We start from the raw sequence: 15,393 nt of genomic DNA on the forward strand, positions 1-15,393 counted from the left end.
TACGCCATGTCCTTCTATGTTTCGCTTTCCGGCCTCAAGGGCGCACAGGCCGACCTGTCCGCCGTCTCGAACAACGTCGCCAACGTGAACTCGACCGCCTTCAAGAAGAGCAAGGCCCAGTTCGGCGATATCTTCGCCGCTGCGCCGATGCAGACCACCCATCAGGTCGCCGGCCAGGGCGTGCGCGTGCAGGGCATCACCCAGCAGTTCACCCAGGGCACGATCGAAACCACCGACAAGACGTTGGACCTGGCGATCTCGGGCGAAGGCTTCTTCACCGTGAAGGGCGAAGATGGCACCATCAGCTATACCCGCAACGGCGCCTTCTCGGTCGACAATGACCGCTATGCCGTCGACACCACCGGGTCGCGCATCCAGGTATTCGCGGTCGATCCCGACACCGGCGAGATCACGACGCCGCCGACCAATTCGACGACGCCCAGCGACCTCACCGACCTGCAGATCCCGACCACCTACAAGGGCGAAGCCGATGGCGCGCAGCTGACCAGCGTGGGCGTGGGCAAGGACGGCCTGGTTTCGGCCATCTATGCCGACGGTTCGACCGTCTATCTGGGCCAGGTCGCCATGGCATCGTTCAACAGCCTGGAAGGCTTGCGCCAGCAGGGCGACGCGCACTGGACCTCGACCGTGGAAAGCGGCAACGCGATCATCGGCACGCCCAACCAGGGCATGTTCGGCGCCGTCAACTCGGGCTCGCTGGAACGTTCCAACGTCGACATCACCGACGAACTGGTCCAGCTGATCGCTGCCCAGCGCAACTTCCAGGCGAACTCGAAGGCGATCGAGGCGGCCAACACGCTGACCACCACCATCGTCAACATCCGTAGCTAAGGCTTAGGGTAGAAGGGGTAGCCCATGGACCGGCTCGTCAACACGGCACTGACCGCGATGCGCGGTGCGATGGCCCGCCAGGCGTCGATCGCGAACAATCTCGCGAACGCCAACACGGTCGGCTTTCGCGCCGAAATCGCCAATGCCGAGACGCGCTGGATCAAGGGCGATACCTTCGATACCCGAGCCCAGGCCTCCGAACAGGTGATCGCCGCCGACATGGCGCAGGGGGCGGTCACCGAAACCGGCAATCCGCTGGACGTGGCAATGAACGGCGACGCACTGCTCGCCGTTCAGGCCCCGGACGGACAGGAAGCCTATACGCGCCGTGGCGACCTGAAGGTCAATGACAGCGGCCTGCTGACCACCGGCGACGGCCTGGCCGTGCTGGGCCAGGGCGGCCCGATCACCCTGCCCCAGATGGACAGCGTGTCGATCGCCCAGGATGGCAGCATCTGGGGCGTGCCCCAGGGCGGCGATCCGGCCAATCCGCAGCAGGTCGACAAGCTGAAGCTGGTCAATGCCGCCGGTTCCAGCATCGCCAAGGGCACAGACGGGCTGTTCCGCGAAGTGAATGGCGGCGCCCTGCCCGAAGATCCGATCGCGACCGTCACATCGGGATCGCTGGAAGGATCGAACGTCAACGCCACCGCCGCGCTGGTCCAGATGATCGAAGCCAGCCGCGCCTGGGAAACCCAGATCAAGATGATCGACACCGCCAAGCAGATGGATGATGGCGGCGCATCGCTCATGAAACTAGATGGTTAATTTTGGCACGCATCTTGCTGTGAACGACGCATGAGCATCCCTTCGGGGAGCCGCACGGAGATTGAACGATGACCAACGCCGCCCTTCATGTTGCCCGCACCGGCCTTGACGCGCAGAACACGAAGATGCGCGTGATCGCCAACAACCTGGCGAACGTCAACACGACCGGGTTCAAGAAGGACCGGGCCGATTTCGAGACGCTGGCCTATCAGCAGATCGTCGCCGCCGGCGCCAACAGCGACAGCCAGAACAAGTTCGCCACCGGCCTCAATCTGGGTTCAGGCGTCTCGTTGCAGGGCACCAGCAAGATCAACACGCAGGGCACGTTGCAGGAAACCGGCAATGCGCTGGACATGGCGATCGAGGGATCGGGCTATTTCCAGGTGCAGCAGGCCGACGGTTCGACCGCCTATACCCGTGCCGGCAATTTCAGCGTCACCGCCGAAGGCACCGTCGTCACCAGCGACGGCCTGCCGCTGATCCCGCAGATCACCGTGCCGCAGGGCGCAACGTCGGTCACCGTCGGCAATGACGGCACCGTGTCGGCGACGCTGCAGGGTGAAAGCGAACCGACCCAACTGGGCCAGATCGAACTGGCAAGCTTCATGAACCCGGCAGGGCTTCAGTCGATCGGCGGCAACCTGCTGGTCGAAACCGCCGCCAGCGGCACGCCGCAGGTCGGCACCGCAGGCCTGGAAGGCCGCGGCCTCATCCGCTCGGGCAATCTGGAAACCTCGAACGTCAACATCGTCGAGGAACTGGTCGACATGATCGAGACCCAGCGCGCCTATGAGGTCAATTCCAAGATGATCAAGGCGACGGACGAAATGCTCCAGTACGCCAACCAGAATATGTGAGCTGACTGATGCGCGCGCTCTCCACTTCGCTCGTCGCTCTCGCCATGGTCTCCATGGCCGCGTCGCCCGCCTTCGCTGCAAAGAAGAAGCGCGAGGTCGAGCGCGAATATTATGCGCCGACCGTCATCGCCCAGCCGCAGGCACCGCAGGCCAATGGCTCGATCTTTCAGGTATCGACCGGCTACACGCCGCTGACCAGCGGCGCGCGTGCCGGCAATGTCGGCGACATCATCACCATCGTGCTGGTCGAACGGACCCAGGCGACCAAGAGCAACAGCGCGGACACCAACCGCAGCGGCTCGATCGGCCTCAACCCGCCGACCACCGGTCCGCTGTCCAAGCTCTTCTCGTCCAGCGACATCGCGATGGGCGGCAACAATACCTTCACCGGCAAGGGCGCGGCGACCCAGTCGAACGCGCTGAACGGCGAGATCACCGTGACGGTCGCGGCCGCCTATCCCAACGGCACCATGCTGGTGAAGGGCGAGAAGGCGCTGACGCTCAATCGCGGCGACGAGTTCATCCAGATCAGCGGCCTGGTCCGCCAGGCCGATATCGGCCCGGACAACCGTATCCTGTCGACCCGCGTGGCCGACGCCAAGATCATCTATACCGGCAAGGGCGAGATCGCCCGCGCCAGCCGCCAGGGCTGGCTGCAGCGCTTCTTCTCGATGATCAGCCCCTTCTGATGGAGACCCGGATCGCCATGACCCGCCTGTTCCGCTTCCTCCTGCCGCTGCTGGCGCTGATCGCCGCGCCGGCCCATGCCGAACGCGTCAAAGATCTGGGCACCTTCCAGGGCGTCCGTCCCAACCAGCTGACCGGCTATGGCATCGTCGTGGGCCTGGCTGGCACCGGCGACGACAGCATCGAATATACGGTGCAGGGCATGAAGGGCGTGGTCTCGCGCTTTGGCCTGACCCTGCCCGCCGGCGTCAACCCGGCGCTCAAGAATGCCGCCGCCGTGCTGGTGACGGCGGACCTGCCCGCCTTTTCCAAGCCCGGCCAGCGGCTGGACGTCACCGTGTCGGCGATGGGCAAGGCCAAGTCGCTGCGTGGCGGCACGCTGATCATGACGCCGCTGCGTGGCGCCGATAACGAAATCTATGCGATGGCGCAGGGCAATCTAGCCGTTGGTGGCCTGGGCGTGTCCGGTGCCGATGGCAGCCAGGTGTCGGTGAATATCCCGTCGGCCGGCCGCATCCCCGAAGGGGCTACGGTCGAGCGTGCGGTTGCCACCGGCTTCGATACCGCGCCGACCCTGACCTTCAACCTGTCCGAAGCCGACCTCACCACCGCCCTGCGCGTGGCCGACGGCATCAACAAGACCTTCGGCGATCGCCGCGCCCGTGCCATGGACGCCGTGTCGGTCGCGATCGACGCGACGCCGGGTGCCGAGGAACGCATCCTGATGATGGGCATGATCGAGAATATCGAGATCACGCCCGCCGATGCCCCTGCCCGCGTGATCGTCAACGCCCGCACCGGCACCGTCGTCATCAACGGCGCGGTGAAGATCCATCCGGCCGCCGTCGCCCATGGCAAATTGACCGTCAGCGTCAATGAAAGCCCGCGCGTGGTTCAGCCCGCGCCCTTCAGCCAGGGCCAGACCGCCGTCGAGCAATCGTCGAACATCAGCATCGACGAACAGAAAAAACCGATGGTCAATTTTAAAGGTGGGGCGTCGCTGGCCGATATAGTCAAGGCGGTCAACGCCATCGGGGCCTCCCCGGCGGACATGGTCGCGATCCTTGAGGCGCTGAAACAGGCGGGCGCGATGAAAGCGGAACTGGTGGTGTTGTGATGCAGGTATCGAACGCAACCGCGGCGAGCGGCACGTCCACCCCCTTCGAGACCAAGGCTGCGCTGCAGAAGGCGGCGCAGCAGTTCGAAGCGGTGTTCCTGCGCCAGATGATCGGCGCGATGCGATCGGCCAGCCTGGCCGAGGGCATCACCGATTCGAGCGCGACCCAGCAATTCCAGGACATGGCCGATGCGCGCACCGCCGACGCCATGTCGACCAAGGGCGCGATGGGCATCGCCGAACTGCTGATGCACCAGTTCGGTGCCCGCGTGAAGGACGACAGCCCGGCCCAGACCGGCAGCACGGCCGCGACCGGCACGGCAACCACGGCTGAGGGCGCATGAGCGACCTGTTCATCATCGGTGCGTCGGGCACCAAGGCCTATCGCACGGCGATGGCGGCCATTTCCGAGAATATCGCCAATGCCAGCACCGACGGCTATGCCCGCCGGTCGGTGACGACGGTGGAATCGGGATCGTCGACCGCGACCATGGCGACCTATGTCGCCAAGGCGAATTTCGGCGGCACCCAGGTCGCCAGCATCAATCGCGGCACCGACCCCTATCTGGATGCGTCGGTGCGCATCACCGCCATGGCGCTGGGCAGCGCGAACGCGCGCGTGCGCTGGCAGACCGACATCGAAACCGCGCTCAATGACACCGCCACCGGCGTCGGCCAGCTGATGACGACGATGTACCAGAATCTGGACAAGCTGGCGGCGAGCCCCAGCGACACGTCACTGCGCGTCACCACGCTGGACAGCATCGGCCGCGTCGCAGAATCCTTCCGCCAGACCGCCGCCGACCTGGAAACCATATCGACCGGCATCAATACCGAGGCGCAGGCATCGGCCCAAACGATCAACCAGCAATTGTCGTCGCTGGCCGCGATCAACAACAGCCTGCTGCGCGCACAGCCGGGCACGTCGGCCTATGCCCAGTTGCTCGACAGCCGCGATTCCGCGCTGCAGACGCTGTCTTCCAACCTGAATGTGACGATCAGCTTCGGCGCGCATGACAGTGCCGAGGTCAGCTATAACGGCACCACTTTGGTATCGGGCGACACAGCCGCGTCGGTCGCGGTGACCGCGTCCGCCACCGATGGCCGCCTGTCGCTGGCCCTGTCCGACGGCACGGCACTTGCCGCCCCGTCGAACGGCACGCTAGGCGGGCTGTTCGCATCGGCCGACACCACCGCCGAACGCCGTGCCAGCCTCGACACGCTGGCCGAGCAGTTCGCCACCGACGTCAATGAGTGGCATGCGCAGGGCTATACCGATACCGGCGCCAGCGGCGTGCCGCTGCTGTCCTATGGTGGCAGCGCCGCGACGCTGGTCGCGCTGGACGTGGAGCCGGATGCTCTCGCGACCAAATCGGCCGACGGCACGCTGAACGGCAATCTGCTGACGGTGTCATCGACCCTGCGCGGCAGCGGCAGCGTCGAACAGGGTTGGACGACCCTGATCACCAGCAACGCCAATCTGTTGACCGCCAGCACGGCGGAAAAGACCACGGCCCAGAGCCGCAGCGACCAGGCGGTCGCCGCGCGCGAAGCGGTGAGCGGGGTCGATCTCGACATGGAGGCGGCAGACCTGCTGCGGATCCAGCAGGCCTATTCGGGCTGCGCCAAGATCCTGCAGGTCGCCAAGGACACGGTCGATTCGATCCTGCAGATCATGTGACGGAAGGACGCTGAGACATGGTAGGCATCACCAACAAGATCATGCTCGCCGAGATCCGCCGGCAACAGCAATTGTCGCAGAGCATCGTCGACGGGCAGACCTCGATTTCCACCGGCATCACCCTGAACAAGCCGTCGGACGACGCGCTTGCCTGGGTTCAGGTGTCCGACATCGGCCGCGCCCAGGCGCAGCAGTCAGCCTGGCAGACCAATGTCAGCTATGGCACGACCCGCGCCGGCAATGCAGAAGCCAATCTGGAAGAAATCAACAATCTGATGACGCGGGCGCAGGAACTGGTGACGTCGGCGCGCAATGGCGCGCTGAACGACACCAGCGCCGCCGCCATCGCCGAGGAATTGAAGACGATCCGCACCACGGTCGGCGAATTGCTGAACCAGAAGGATTATCAGGGCGTGTCGGTGTTCGACGACGGCCAGAGCGTACTGGTGCCGGTGAGCCGCGGCCTCAACCTGGCAGTGGTCGGCACCAAGCAGGAAATTTCCGAGAATATCGACGTCAACGGCACATCGATGTCGCTGGACGATATCTTGGGCAAGGCGATCGACGCGGTCGAGGGCGGCAATGACACCGACCTCGCCAGTTCGCTGGATGCGATCCAGATCGGCCAGAATCGGGTCGTGGTGGAGCGCGCCAAGCAGGGCGTGCGCGCCGACCGGCTGGACGTGATCGGCACGCGACTGACCGATGTCGACATCAACCTGTCGGAACGGCGCGACACGCTGGAATCGGCCGATCTGACCACGGTCATTTCGAACGTGAAGGCGCAGCTGCTGCAGCTGGAGGCGGCCCAGTCCGCCTTTGCAAGGATCAACCAGCAGACCCTGTTCGACCTGATCAGTTAAAGGCGGCGAAAAAGCGTCGCCGTCCTAAAGGGGACGGTAACCAGTCCGTATTAACCAGAAAGGGACTGGCGCCACGGGGCGCCGACGGAGCCACCGCCTCCAGGCGCATTTTCGGGGATCAACATGTTTGCAATCATCGGCCTTGTCGTGCTTTTGGGCATGGTCTTCGGTGGGTTCATCTTCACCGGGGGCGACATCGGACCGGTGCTGCACGCCCTGCCCCACGAAATGATCATCATCGGCGGCGCCGCCGTCGGCGCGCTGATCATCGGCAATTCGGGTTCCGACCTGAAGGCGCTCGGCGGCGGCCTGGGCAAGGTGTTCAAGGGGCCGCAGTACAAGAAGCAGGACTTCCTGGACTGCATCTTCCTGGTCAGCAAGCTGATGAAGACGCTGCGCGTCGAAGGCCCGGTGGCGTTGGAGCCGCATATCGAGGATCCGGGCACTTCGCCCATCTTCGGCGAATATCCCAAGCTGATGAAGGACAAGACGCTGATCCACCTGATCAGCGACACGCTGCGCCTGGTCGTGGTGTCGTCCGGCACGCTCGATCCCCATGCGGTCGAGGAAGTGATGGATAACAGCCTCAAGACCCATCATCATGAAGCGCTCAAACCCGCCGACAATCTCCAGGGCCTGGCCGACGCTCTTCCGGCCCTCGGCATCGTCGCCGCGGTGCTCGGCGTGGTGAAGACCATGGGATCGATCGACCAGCCGCCTTCGGTGCTGGGTGCGATGATCGGCTCGGCGCTGGTCGGCACCTTCCTTGGCGTGCTGCTCGCCTATGGCATGGTCAATCCCTTCGCCAATCGCTGCCGCGCGGTGATCGAGCAGGACGGCGCCATCTATCATGTCGTCAAGCAGATCATCATCGCCTCGCTGCACGGCCATCCGCAGCCGCTGGTGATCGAAGCGGCGCGTTCCAGCCTGATCCATGCGAACCAGCCCGGCTTTGCCGAAGTGTTCGACGGCATGCGGAACAAATAAGCCATGGCGGAGAAGAAGCGCGGCGCGAACGAGCCCGAACCCCGGCCGATCATCGTCAAGAAGATCATCGTCGATGGCCATGGCGGCCATCATGGTGGCGCCTGGAAGGTGGCCTATGCCGACTTCGTGACGGCGATGATGGCCTTCTTCCTGCTGATGTGGCTGCTGGGTGCGACCACCGAAAAGCAGCGCAAGGCGCTGGCCGACTATTTCACGCCGACGCTGGTCGAGCTGAAGATGAATTCGGCGGGGTCCACCGGCATGTTTGGCGGCGACAGCCTGATGGCGAAGGAAAATTACCCGACCACCGGCGGTCAGGGCAATCTGGCCATCACCATCCCGCGCGATGCCACCGGCACCAAGGACCAGGGCGGCAAGGCGCTGCGCGCGGCCGACCGGCAGAAGTTCGAGAATATCAAGAAGCAGCTTGAGGACCGCATGTCCAAGAAGGGCCTGGCCCGGCTGCGCAAGAATGTCCGCTTCACCGAAACCCGCGAAGGGCTGCGCATCGACCTGATCGACGAGGCGGACTTCGCGATGTTCCGGTCGGGCACCGACCAGTTGCTGCCCGAAGCCAAGGCGCTGATCGCCGAGGTCGCGGACGCACTGGCGACCATGCCCAACCCGCTGATCGTGCGCGGCCATACCGATGGCCTGCCCTATGCGTCGGGCCGGAGCATGAACAACTGGATGCTGTCGTCGGCCCGTGCGGAATCGACCCGCAAGGCGCTGGCCGAAACCGGTATTCCCAATGCCCGCTTCGCCCGGATCGAGGGGGTCGCCGATCGCGAACCGTTCGTGAAGACCGACGCCTATGATCCGCGCAACCGGCGCATGTCGGTCATCCTGGGCTGGACCCGTGGCGGCAATGCCTCGGCCGACGAGGATGACACGCAGGATCCCGAAACCCAGGCGGCGATCAAGGAGCGCGACGATCCGCAGCGGGTCGCGCGGGAACAGGCGCAGAAGCTGGACATGGGCGGCACCGGCCTGCCCAGCGGCGCGGCGCTGATCAACCCGACGGCGGCGGGCACATCGTCCAAGCCGGGCAAGCATTGAAGCGGACAGTCGGGACGGTAAAATAGGAAATCACCGCCTTAACTTCCCATATTTCCCGCACATTCGGCAATTTTGATGCAGGGGTTGGAAATCTTGTTTCCAACCCCTGCTTCGTCATGTCCGCCCGAAATTCCATCGCGACGCAGCATAAGCCATGATGCGCAAATAGGACAGGCCGGGGTCGGCTCACCCCCGTGCGGGCACGGCCTGCCCCTTTGTTGCACCTTTTTGCGGGCGATTGCCTATATGGGCTTCTCCTCGCTTGATGCCCCATGCGGCGTCGCAACGTTCCAAGGCCCTGATTATTGGCCGACATTGCCTGTCCGATGGCTGTGAGGCGCGCCCCGCGTGCCCGCCTGGATGGGCCGGGAGAATAATGTGTCCACATCTGCCGCGCATGCCGCGCGCCACACCCATTTCGGCTGGTTCAAGCGCCGCCGCGACTTGGAAGTCGATGATGTCACCGTCGTCGATCGGTCCCTGCTGAACCGCGCCGTTGGCGCCGCAGCACTGGGCAATGCCATGGAATGGTTCGATTTCGGCGTTTACGGCTATATCGCCGTTACGCTGGGCCATGTCTTTTTCCCGTCCAGCGATCCGGCGCTGCAGCTGATCGCGACCTTCGCCACCTTCACCGTCGCCTTTCTGGTCCGGCCGCTGGGCGGACTGGTGTTCGGGCCGCTGGGCGATCGCTATGGCCGGCACAAGATATTGGCGATGACCATGATCCTGATGGCAGTCGGCACCTTTTCCATCGGCCTCATCCCCTCCTATGCGCAGATCGGCATCGGCGCGCCGCTGATGCTGCTGGCCGCGCGGCTGGTGCAGGGCTTTTCGACCGGCGGCGAATATGGCGGCGCGGCGACCTTCATCGCGGAATATTCGACCGACCGGAAGCGCGGCCTGATGGGCAGCTGGCTGGAGTTCGGGACGCTGGGCGGCTATATCGCCGGCGCCGGCACCGTCACCGCCCTGCAGATGTCGCTGAGCGAGACGCAGATGCTCGACTGGGGCTGGCGCATTCCCTTCCTGGTCGCCGGGCCGCTGGGCCTGCTCGGCCTCTATATGCGGCTGAAGCTGGAGGAGACGCCGGCATTCCAGGCCTATAGCGAACAGATCGATGCGCGCGAAAGCGAGCGGCCGGGGCTTGGCACCCTGTTCCGCGTCCATTGGCGGCAGCTGCTGAAGTGCGTCGGGCTGGTGCTGGTGTTCAACGTCACCGACTATATGCTGCTGACCTACATGCCCAATTATCTCAGCGTCACCATGGGCTATGCCGAGACCAAGGGGCTGCTGCTGATCATCATCGTGATGCTGGTGATGATGCCGCTCAATGTCGTGGGCGGGCTGTTCAGCGACCGGCTGGGCCGGCGGCCGATGATCATCGGCGCCTGCGTCGCGCTGATGCTGTTGTCGGTGCCGTGCATGCTGCTGATCGGCACGGGCAATGACGCGCTGATCTTCCTCGGGCTGATGCTGCTGGGGATTGCGCTGGTCTGCTTCACCAGTTCCATGCCCTCCACCCTGCCCGCGCTCTTCTACACGCCGGTGCGCTACAGCGCGCTGTCGATCGCGTTCAACATCTCGGTCTCGCTGTTCGGCGGCACGACGCCGCTGATCACCGCCTGGCTGGTGCAGAAGACCGGCGATCCGCTGGTGCCGGCCTATTATCTGATGGGCGCGGCGCTGATCGGCCTGCTGACCATGCTGACGGTGCGCGAGACGGCCGGCATGCCGCTGCGCGGATCGCCGCCGGCGGTGGCGAATGAGGCCGAGGCGATCGCGCTGGTCGAAAGCGGCGAGCCGGTGACGGTGGACAAGGCGCTGCCCGACCTGCCGCCGGTGGCGCCGGTTGCGGTCGAGACGCCGGCGATGATCCGGCCGCTGGCGAGTTAGGGCCATCGCCTTTCCGACGCTGCGCCAGCGGGCCTGTGCCCCTCCACCACTCGCTACGCGAGCGGTCCCCCTCCCCAAGCGCGCTTGGGGAGGAATGGGAATGGCCATCAGGCCGGGAGGACGAGGCTGGCTTCGAGGCCGCCGCTAGGGCGGTTAGCGAGTTGGAGTGCGCCGCCATGTTCGGCCATGATCGCACGGACGAGGGCCAGGCCAAGGCCAGCGCCGCCGGTCTCGCGGTTGCGCGATCCTTCGAGCCGGGTGAAGGGCTCCATCATCTCGCCCATCTTGTCCTCGGCAATGCCGGGGCCTTCGTCGGCAACGACGATGCGGATCATGCCGTCCTGATGCTGGACGCTGACATGGGCCCGGTCGCCATAGACGATCGCGTTTTCGATCAGGTTGCGCAGCGCGCGGCGGATCTGCTGGGCGCGGACGAAGGCGACGGCGCGGTCGCTGTCGATCATGTCCACCGGCGACCCCAGTTCGATGAAATCCTCGACCACCGCGTCTGCAAGCGAGGTGAGGTCGACCTTCTGCGCCGCCTCACTGCTGCGGCCGGCGCGGGCGAGCGAGAGGATGTCGTCGAGCATCCGGTTCATTTCCTCGATCGTCTCCGACATGCGGGCGCGCTCGCCCTCGTCATCGACGGATTCGGTGCGGACCCGAAGGGATGCGAGCGGGGTGCGCAGATCATGGCCGATCGCGCCCAGCATCCGGTCCTTCTCGTCCAGCATGGCGATGATGCGCGCGCGCATGGCGTTGAAGGCGGTAGTGAGCTGGCGCACGTCCCCCGGTCCGCTTTCCTCGACCGGATCGGCCGCGCCAGTCCTTGCAAACTGACGGGAGGAGCCGGTCAGTTGCTTGAGCGGGCGAGCGAAGCGGCGGCCCATCCACAGCAGCGGGATCAGCACGATGACGTAGAGGATCAGCGTCTGGGCCACCAGCCAGCCGCCAAAGCGCGGCGGGCGGCTGCCGATGCGGGCCTCGGTCGTCAGCCATTTGCCCGGTTCATATTCGACCGCGAGGGTGAGCCGGCCGACGCGATGGTCGCGCGGCGCCTCCCCCGTGGCGCGGCTGCGTATCTGTTCCCAGCGGCGCAGCGGCATGATGCGGCTGTCCTCCGCTGCCTCGATCGTGCGGACGGTGAGGCCGATATCGTCGAACATCGCGCCGGCGCGGGCCGCGACATCGGGACGCGGCTTGCCACTCAGCGTCGGGCGGCTGGCGAGGAAGTCGATATTGCGCCGGTCGCGATCCTGATTGGCGCGCGGATGATCGCGGTCGGGCACGCGATCCGGCCTGGTATCGAGCGCATTGATGACGCGATAGACCAGTGGCGCGGTCTGGCTGGTCAGTTCGACCCGATTGCGTTCGCGCAGAAGCAGGCCGAAATTGATCGCCTGCGCCACGAACAGCGCGATCGCGACCAGGATGATGATCTGTCCGACCAGGCTTTGCGGCCAAAGGCGCAGTTGCTTCACAGTTTGCGGACCTCCGCCGACAGGGTGTAGCCGCCGCCCCAGACGGTCTTGATGAGCGTCGGGTTCTTGGCGTCGGGCTCGATCTTCTTGCGCAGGCGGCTGATCTGGTTGTCGATCGCCCGGTCGAAGGCGTTCGCCTCACGCCCCTGGGTGATGTCGAGCAACTGGTCGCGGCTCAGCACCTGATTGGGCCGGGTCGCGAAGGCGAGCATCAGATTATATTCGGCGGTCGAGAGCGGCAGCGACACACCTTCGGCATCGACCAGGGTGCGTTCCTGCGTCTTCAAGAGCCAGCCGGCAAAGGCATAGGTGGCGCCGTCGGGCGCGGTGACGCGCTGGCCACCGGTGGCGACGCGGCGGAAGATCACCTTGATGCGGGCGACCAGTTCGCGCGGCGAAAAGGGTTTGAGCACATAATCGTCCGCGCCCATTTCCAGACCGACGATGCGGTCGGTCTCTTCCGACCGGGCAGTGAGCAGGATCACCGGAATCTCGCTGGTCTCGCGGATATGGCGGCACAGCGACAGGCCGTCCTCGCCGGGCATCATGATGTCGAGGATGACAAGGTCGATGGCATTGGCGGCCAGACGCAGCCGCGCCTCCGCCGCATTCTCGACGGCGGTCACGCGAAAGCCGTTGCGGGAGAGATATTGGGCCAGCGGCTCGCGGATCGATCGCTCGTCATCGACGAGCAGGAGATGGGGTCGTTCGCTCATTTTGCCTGTCTGTCATGCCGGGGGACGGGTTGGAAGGGCGAAGGCAGGGGAACCTTCGCCCTTCCCCCTTGGGACGATCGACTGGAGCGGGGCGCTAGGGGGAAAAGCCCCGCTCCGGATCGTCGGCACTGTCAGCCGATCAGTTGGCCGGCGGCGGCGGCGGTGCCTGGTCGGCACCGGGGCCACGACCCGGACCACGATCATGTCCGCGACCCGGACCGCGCATCGCCTGACGGGCGGCCTTCATTTCCTCGGCCGTGACCTTGCCATCCTTGTTGGCGTCGGCCTTGTCGAACATGGCGAGCGGGCCGGCCATATATTCCGCCTTGGTCATGGTGCCGTCCTTGTCGGCGTCACCGAAGCCGGGACCGCGGTGCATCATGCCGCGGCCGGGACCGCCATGGCCACGCCCGCCCCAGCGCTTGCCGTCGGGGCCGCCGGGCTTGCCGGCTTCCGGGCCGCGATCGGCGCGCGGCTGATGGCCGGCCTGGAACTCGGCCTTGCTGATCTGGCCATTCTTGTCGGTGTCGAGCGCGGCGAAGCGTTCGTCCAGACGCTGCTGGCGGCGGATGTCACGATCCTCCTTGGTCAGCTTGCCATCCTTGTTGGCGTCGAGCTGGGCAAAGCGGGCTTCGAGCGAGGCGGTCAGTTCCGCCTTGGTGATGGTGCCGTCCTTGTTGGCGTCAGCCATCATCATGGGACCACCGCGCATGCCGCGCGGACCCGGACCACCATCCTGCGCGAAGGCGAGGTGCGACGCAGCCAGACCGCCGACAAACAGTGAACCGACCGCGACGGTGGCGAAGAATTTGCGGAGCATTGTGTCTTTCCTTCCAAGTTCAGTCGTGGATGGCGTGTCGACCATCCTTGACGTCGCTTATCGGCAAGACTTGTCCCGCAATTTTGTCATGTCACCCAATAGTTTGTCGCAATTTGTATCGGGAGTCTTTGTTGGAGAACCGCACCGGCCCGCACCCCCACCCGGCCTCCCACAGTATATCCTGGATGGGAGGTCGGGTGGAGGCGCGGGCCGGTGCCGCGCTAATCAAAGACCGTCGCGGCGACCCAGCAGGCGCAGGCGGAGCGCGTTCAGCTTGATGAAGCCCGCGGCGTCGCGCTGGTCATAGGCGCCGGCGTCGTCCTCGAAGGTCACGACCTTCTCGCTGTAGAGCGTGTACGGCGACTTGCGGCCGACGACATAGACGCCGCCCTTGTAGAGCTTGAGGCGAACCGTGCCGGTCACCTTTTCCTGGCTGTGATCGATTGCGGCCTGGAGCATCTCGCGCTCGGGCGAGAACCAGAAGCCGTTATAGATCAGCTCGGCATATTTGGGGGCCAGCTCATCCTTCAGATGGGCAGCGCCACGGTCGAGCGTGATCTGCTCGATGCCGCGATGCGCGAGGTGATAGATGGTGCCGCCCGGCGTTTCATACATGCCGCGCGACTTCATGCCCACGAAGCGATTCTCGACCAGGTCGAGACGGCCGATGCCATGCTTGCGGCCATATTCGTTGAGGGTTTCGAGCAGGGTCGCGGGCGACATGGCGATGCCGTTGATCGCGACGCCGTCGCCACGCTCGAAATCGACCGTGATATATTCGGGCGCGTCGGGCGCGTCTTCCGGATTGACGGTGCGCGAATAGACGAAGTCCGGGGTTTCCTCCCACGGATCCTCCAGCACCTTACCCTCGGACGAGGTGTGCAGCATGTTCGCGTCGGTCGAGAAGGGGCTTTCGCCACGCTTGTCGCGCGGGATCGGGATCTGATGCTGTTCGGCGAATTCGATCAGCTTGGTGCGGCTGGTCAGATCCCATTCGCGCCAGGGGGCGATCACCTTGATGTCGGGCTGCAGGGCGTAATAGCCCAGTTCGAAGCGGACCTGGTCATTGCCCTTGCCGGTGGCGCCATGGCTGACGGCGTCGGCGCCCAGCTTCTTGGCGATCTCGATCTGGCGCTTGGCGATCAGCGGACGGGCGATCGAGGTGCCGAGCAGATAGAGGCCTTCATAGAGCGCATTGCCGCGCATCATCGGGAAGACATAATCCTTCACGAATTCCTCGCGCAGGTCGTCGATGAAGATATGCTCTTCCTTGACGCCCATCAGGCGGGCCTTGGCGCGGGCGGGTTCCAGTTCCTCGCCCTGGCCGAGATCGGCGGTGAAGGTGACGACTTCGCACTGATAGGTCTGCTGCAGCCATTTCAGGATCACGCTGGTGTCGAGGCCGCCCGAAAAGGCGAGGACGATACGATTGATCTTGTCGGACATGGTGGGCGACTCTTCTGCAGGCCAATGATGGCGTGGGATATAAACCGCGCGCCGGTAACAGGCGGGAGGGGCAAGCGCAACAGCGCGGGGGCGCCTGTTGGAAGCTGCGGGCCTTAACTTCCCATATTTCCCGCAGATTTTGACATAATCTTGCTGGACGCTG

General features: G+C 64.9%; 15 protein-coding genes. 11 read left to right on the top strand and 4 right to left on the bottom strand.

Annotation, left to right across the window (positions count from 1 at the left end; genetic code table 11):
- The first annotated feature begins 6 nt into the window (after positions 1–6).
- The 11 genes from VHN57_RS14865 (at position 7) to proP (ending at position 10,767) form a co-directional block, all read left to right on the top strand.
- A complete protein-coding gene (locus VHN57_RS14865; RefSeq protein ID WP_037507666.1) occupies positions 7–852 on the top strand; it encodes a flagellar hook-basal body complex protein in 846 nt (281 codons plus the stop codon).
- 24 nt (positions 853–876) lie between these two features.
- Positions 877–1,620, top strand: coding sequence for a flagellar basal body rod protein FlgF (locus VHN57_RS14870; protein ID WP_004208209.1), 744 nt, complete (start codon positions 877–879; stop codon positions 1,618–1,620).
- A gap of 68 nt (positions 1,621–1,688) precedes the next feature.
- Positions 1,689–2,477 (top strand): flagellar basal-body rod protein FlgG, encoded by a 789-nt coding sequence (gene flgG, locus VHN57_RS14875; RefSeq protein WP_010338863.1) that lies wholly within the window; start codon positions 1,689–1,691, stop codon positions 2,475–2,477.
- Positions 2,478–2,485: 8 nt separating this feature from the next.
- Complete coding sequence (locus VHN57_RS14880) at positions 2,486–3,166, top strand: flagellar basal body L-ring protein FlgH (RefSeq protein WP_004208211.1); 681 nt, start codon at positions 2,486–2,488, stop codon at positions 3,164–3,166.
- Entirely contained in the window at positions 3,166–4,281 is a 1,116-nt protein-coding gene (locus VHN57_RS14885) for a flagellar basal body P-ring protein FlgI (RefSeq protein WP_125997869.1), read from the top strand. Before VHN57_RS14880 ends, VHN57_RS14885 begins: the two co-directional genes overlap by 1 nt.
- Positions 4,281–4,625: a rod-binding protein gene (locus VHN57_RS14890; protein ID WP_278983367.1), complete on the top strand. Its 345-nt coding sequence runs from the start codon at positions 4,281–4,283 to the stop codon at positions 4,623–4,625. The genes VHN57_RS14885 and VHN57_RS14890 overlap by 1 nt, the downstream gene beginning before the upstream one ends.
- Positions 4,622–5,962, top strand: coding sequence for a flagellar hook-associated protein FlgK (gene flgK / locus VHN57_RS14895; protein ID WP_004208214.1), 1,341 nt, complete (start codon positions 4,622–4,624; stop codon positions 5,960–5,962). Before VHN57_RS14890 ends, flgK begins: the two co-directional genes overlap by 4 nt.
- 17 nt (positions 5,963–5,979) lie before the next feature.
- Complete coding sequence (locus VHN57_RS14900; RefSeq protein ID WP_004208215.1) at positions 5,980–6,825, top strand: flagellin; 846 nt, start codon at positions 5,980–5,982, stop codon at positions 6,823–6,825.
- Positions 6,826–6,948: 123 nt separating this feature from the next.
- Positions 6,949–7,812: a flagellar motor stator protein MotA gene (motA, locus tag VHN57_RS14905; RefSeq protein WP_010338868.1), complete on the top strand. Its 864-nt coding sequence runs from the start codon at positions 6,949–6,951 to the stop codon at positions 7,810–7,812.
- 3 nt (positions 7,813–7,815) lie between these two features.
- Positions 7,816–8,871: a flagellar motor protein MotB gene (locus tag VHN57_RS14910; RefSeq protein ID WP_278983364.1), complete on the top strand. Its 1,056-nt coding sequence runs from the start codon at positions 7,816–7,818 to the stop codon at positions 8,869–8,871.
- Positions 8,872–9,249: 378 nt separating this feature from the next.
- Complete coding sequence (gene proP / locus VHN57_RS14915) at positions 9,250–10,767, top strand: glycine betaine/L-proline transporter ProP (RefSeq protein ID WP_037525652.1); 1,518 nt, start codon at positions 9,250–9,252, stop codon at positions 10,765–10,767.
- Between the two features lie 107 nt (positions 10,768–10,874).
- Here the strand turns inward: proP and VHN57_RS14920 are convergent, their stop codons facing one another.
- The 4 genes from VHN57_RS14920 to VHN57_RS14935 all read right to left on the bottom strand — a co-directional run bounded on the left by VHN57_RS14920 (position 10,875) and on the right by VHN57_RS14935 (position 15,230).
- A complete protein-coding gene (locus tag VHN57_RS14920; protein ID WP_423284322.1) occupies positions 10,875–12,248 on the bottom strand; it encodes a sensor histidine kinase in 1,374 nt (457 codons plus the stop codon).
- The gene (locus tag VHN57_RS14925) at positions 12,245–12,964 is read right to left on the bottom strand and encodes a response regulator (protein WP_010338343.1); all 720 of its coding nucleotides are present in this window, start codon (positions 12,962–12,964) and stop codon (positions 12,245–12,247) included. Before VHN57_RS14925 ends, VHN57_RS14920 begins: the two co-directional genes overlap by 4 nt.
- Before the next feature lie 139 nt (positions 12,965–13,103).
- Positions 13,104–13,784: an EF-hand domain-containing protein gene (locus VHN57_RS14930; protein ID WP_278983359.1), complete on the bottom strand. Its 681-nt coding sequence runs from the start codon at positions 13,782–13,784 to the stop codon at positions 13,104–13,106.
- Positions 13,785–14,009: 225 nt separating this feature from the next.
- Positions 14,010–15,230, bottom strand: a complete 1,221-nt coding sequence (locus VHN57_RS14935; RefSeq protein WP_037507659.1) for an argininosuccinate synthase — start codon at positions 15,228–15,230, stop codon at positions 14,010–14,012.
- Positions 15,231–15,393: the final 163 nt, after the last annotated feature.

Origin of the sequence: Sphingobium salicis subsp. salicis, assembly GCF_049472635.1 — a bacterium.
Taxonomy (GTDB): domain Bacteria; phylum Pseudomonadota; class Alphaproteobacteria; order Sphingomonadales; family Sphingomonadaceae; genus Sphingobium; species Sphingobium yanoikuyae_A.

Bases quoted from the DNA above. Each gene is read 5' to 3' on its own strand.
- VHN57_RS14865 (WP_037507666.1), top strand. From the start codon at position 7: ATGTCCTTCTATGTTTCGCTTTCCGGCCTCAAGGGCGCACAGGCCGAC.
- VHN57_RS14870 (WP_004208209.1), top strand. From the start codon at position 877: ATGGACCGGCTCGTCAACACGGCACTGACCGCGATGCGCGGTGCGATG.
- VHN57_RS14885 (WP_125997869.1), top strand. From the start codon at position 3,166: ATGGAGACCCGGATCGCCATGACCCGCCTGTTCCGCTTCCTCCTGCCG.
- VHN57_RS14930 (WP_278983359.1), bottom strand. From the start codon at position 13,784: ATGCTCCGCAAATTCTTCGCCACCGTCGCGGTCGGTTCACTGTTTGTC.
- motA (WP_010338868.1), top strand. From the start codon at position 6,949: ATGTTTGCAATCATCGGCCTTGTCGTGCTTTTGGGCATGGTCTTCGGT.
- VHN57_RS14935 (WP_037507659.1), bottom strand. From the start codon at position 15,230: ATGTCCGACAAGATCAATCGTATCGTCCTCGCCTTTTCGGGCGGCCTC.
- flgG (WP_010338863.1), top strand. From the start codon at position 1,689: ATGACCAACGCCGCCCTTCATGTTGCCCGCACCGGCCTTGACGCGCAG.
- VHN57_RS14890 (WP_278983367.1), top strand. From the start codon at position 4,281: ATGCAGGTATCGAACGCAACCGCGGCGAGCGGCACGTCCACCCCCTTC.
- flgK (WP_004208214.1), top strand. From the start codon at position 4,622: ATGAGCGACCTGTTCATCATCGGTGCGTCGGGCACCAAGGCCTATCGC.
- VHN57_RS14925 (WP_010338343.1), bottom strand. From the start codon at position 12,964: ATGAGCGAACGACCCCATCTCCTGCTCGTCGATGACGAGCGATCGATC.
- VHN57_RS14910 (WP_278983364.1), top strand. From the start codon at position 7,816: ATGGCGGAGAAGAAGCGCGGCGCGAACGAGCCCGAACCCCGGCCGATC.
- VHN57_RS14880 (WP_004208211.1), top strand. From the start codon at position 2,486: ATGCGCGCGCTCTCCACTTCGCTCGTCGCTCTCGCCATGGTCTCCATG.
- VHN57_RS14900 (WP_004208215.1), top strand. From the start codon at position 5,980: ATGGTAGGCATCACCAACAAGATCATGCTCGCCGAGATCCGCCGGCAA.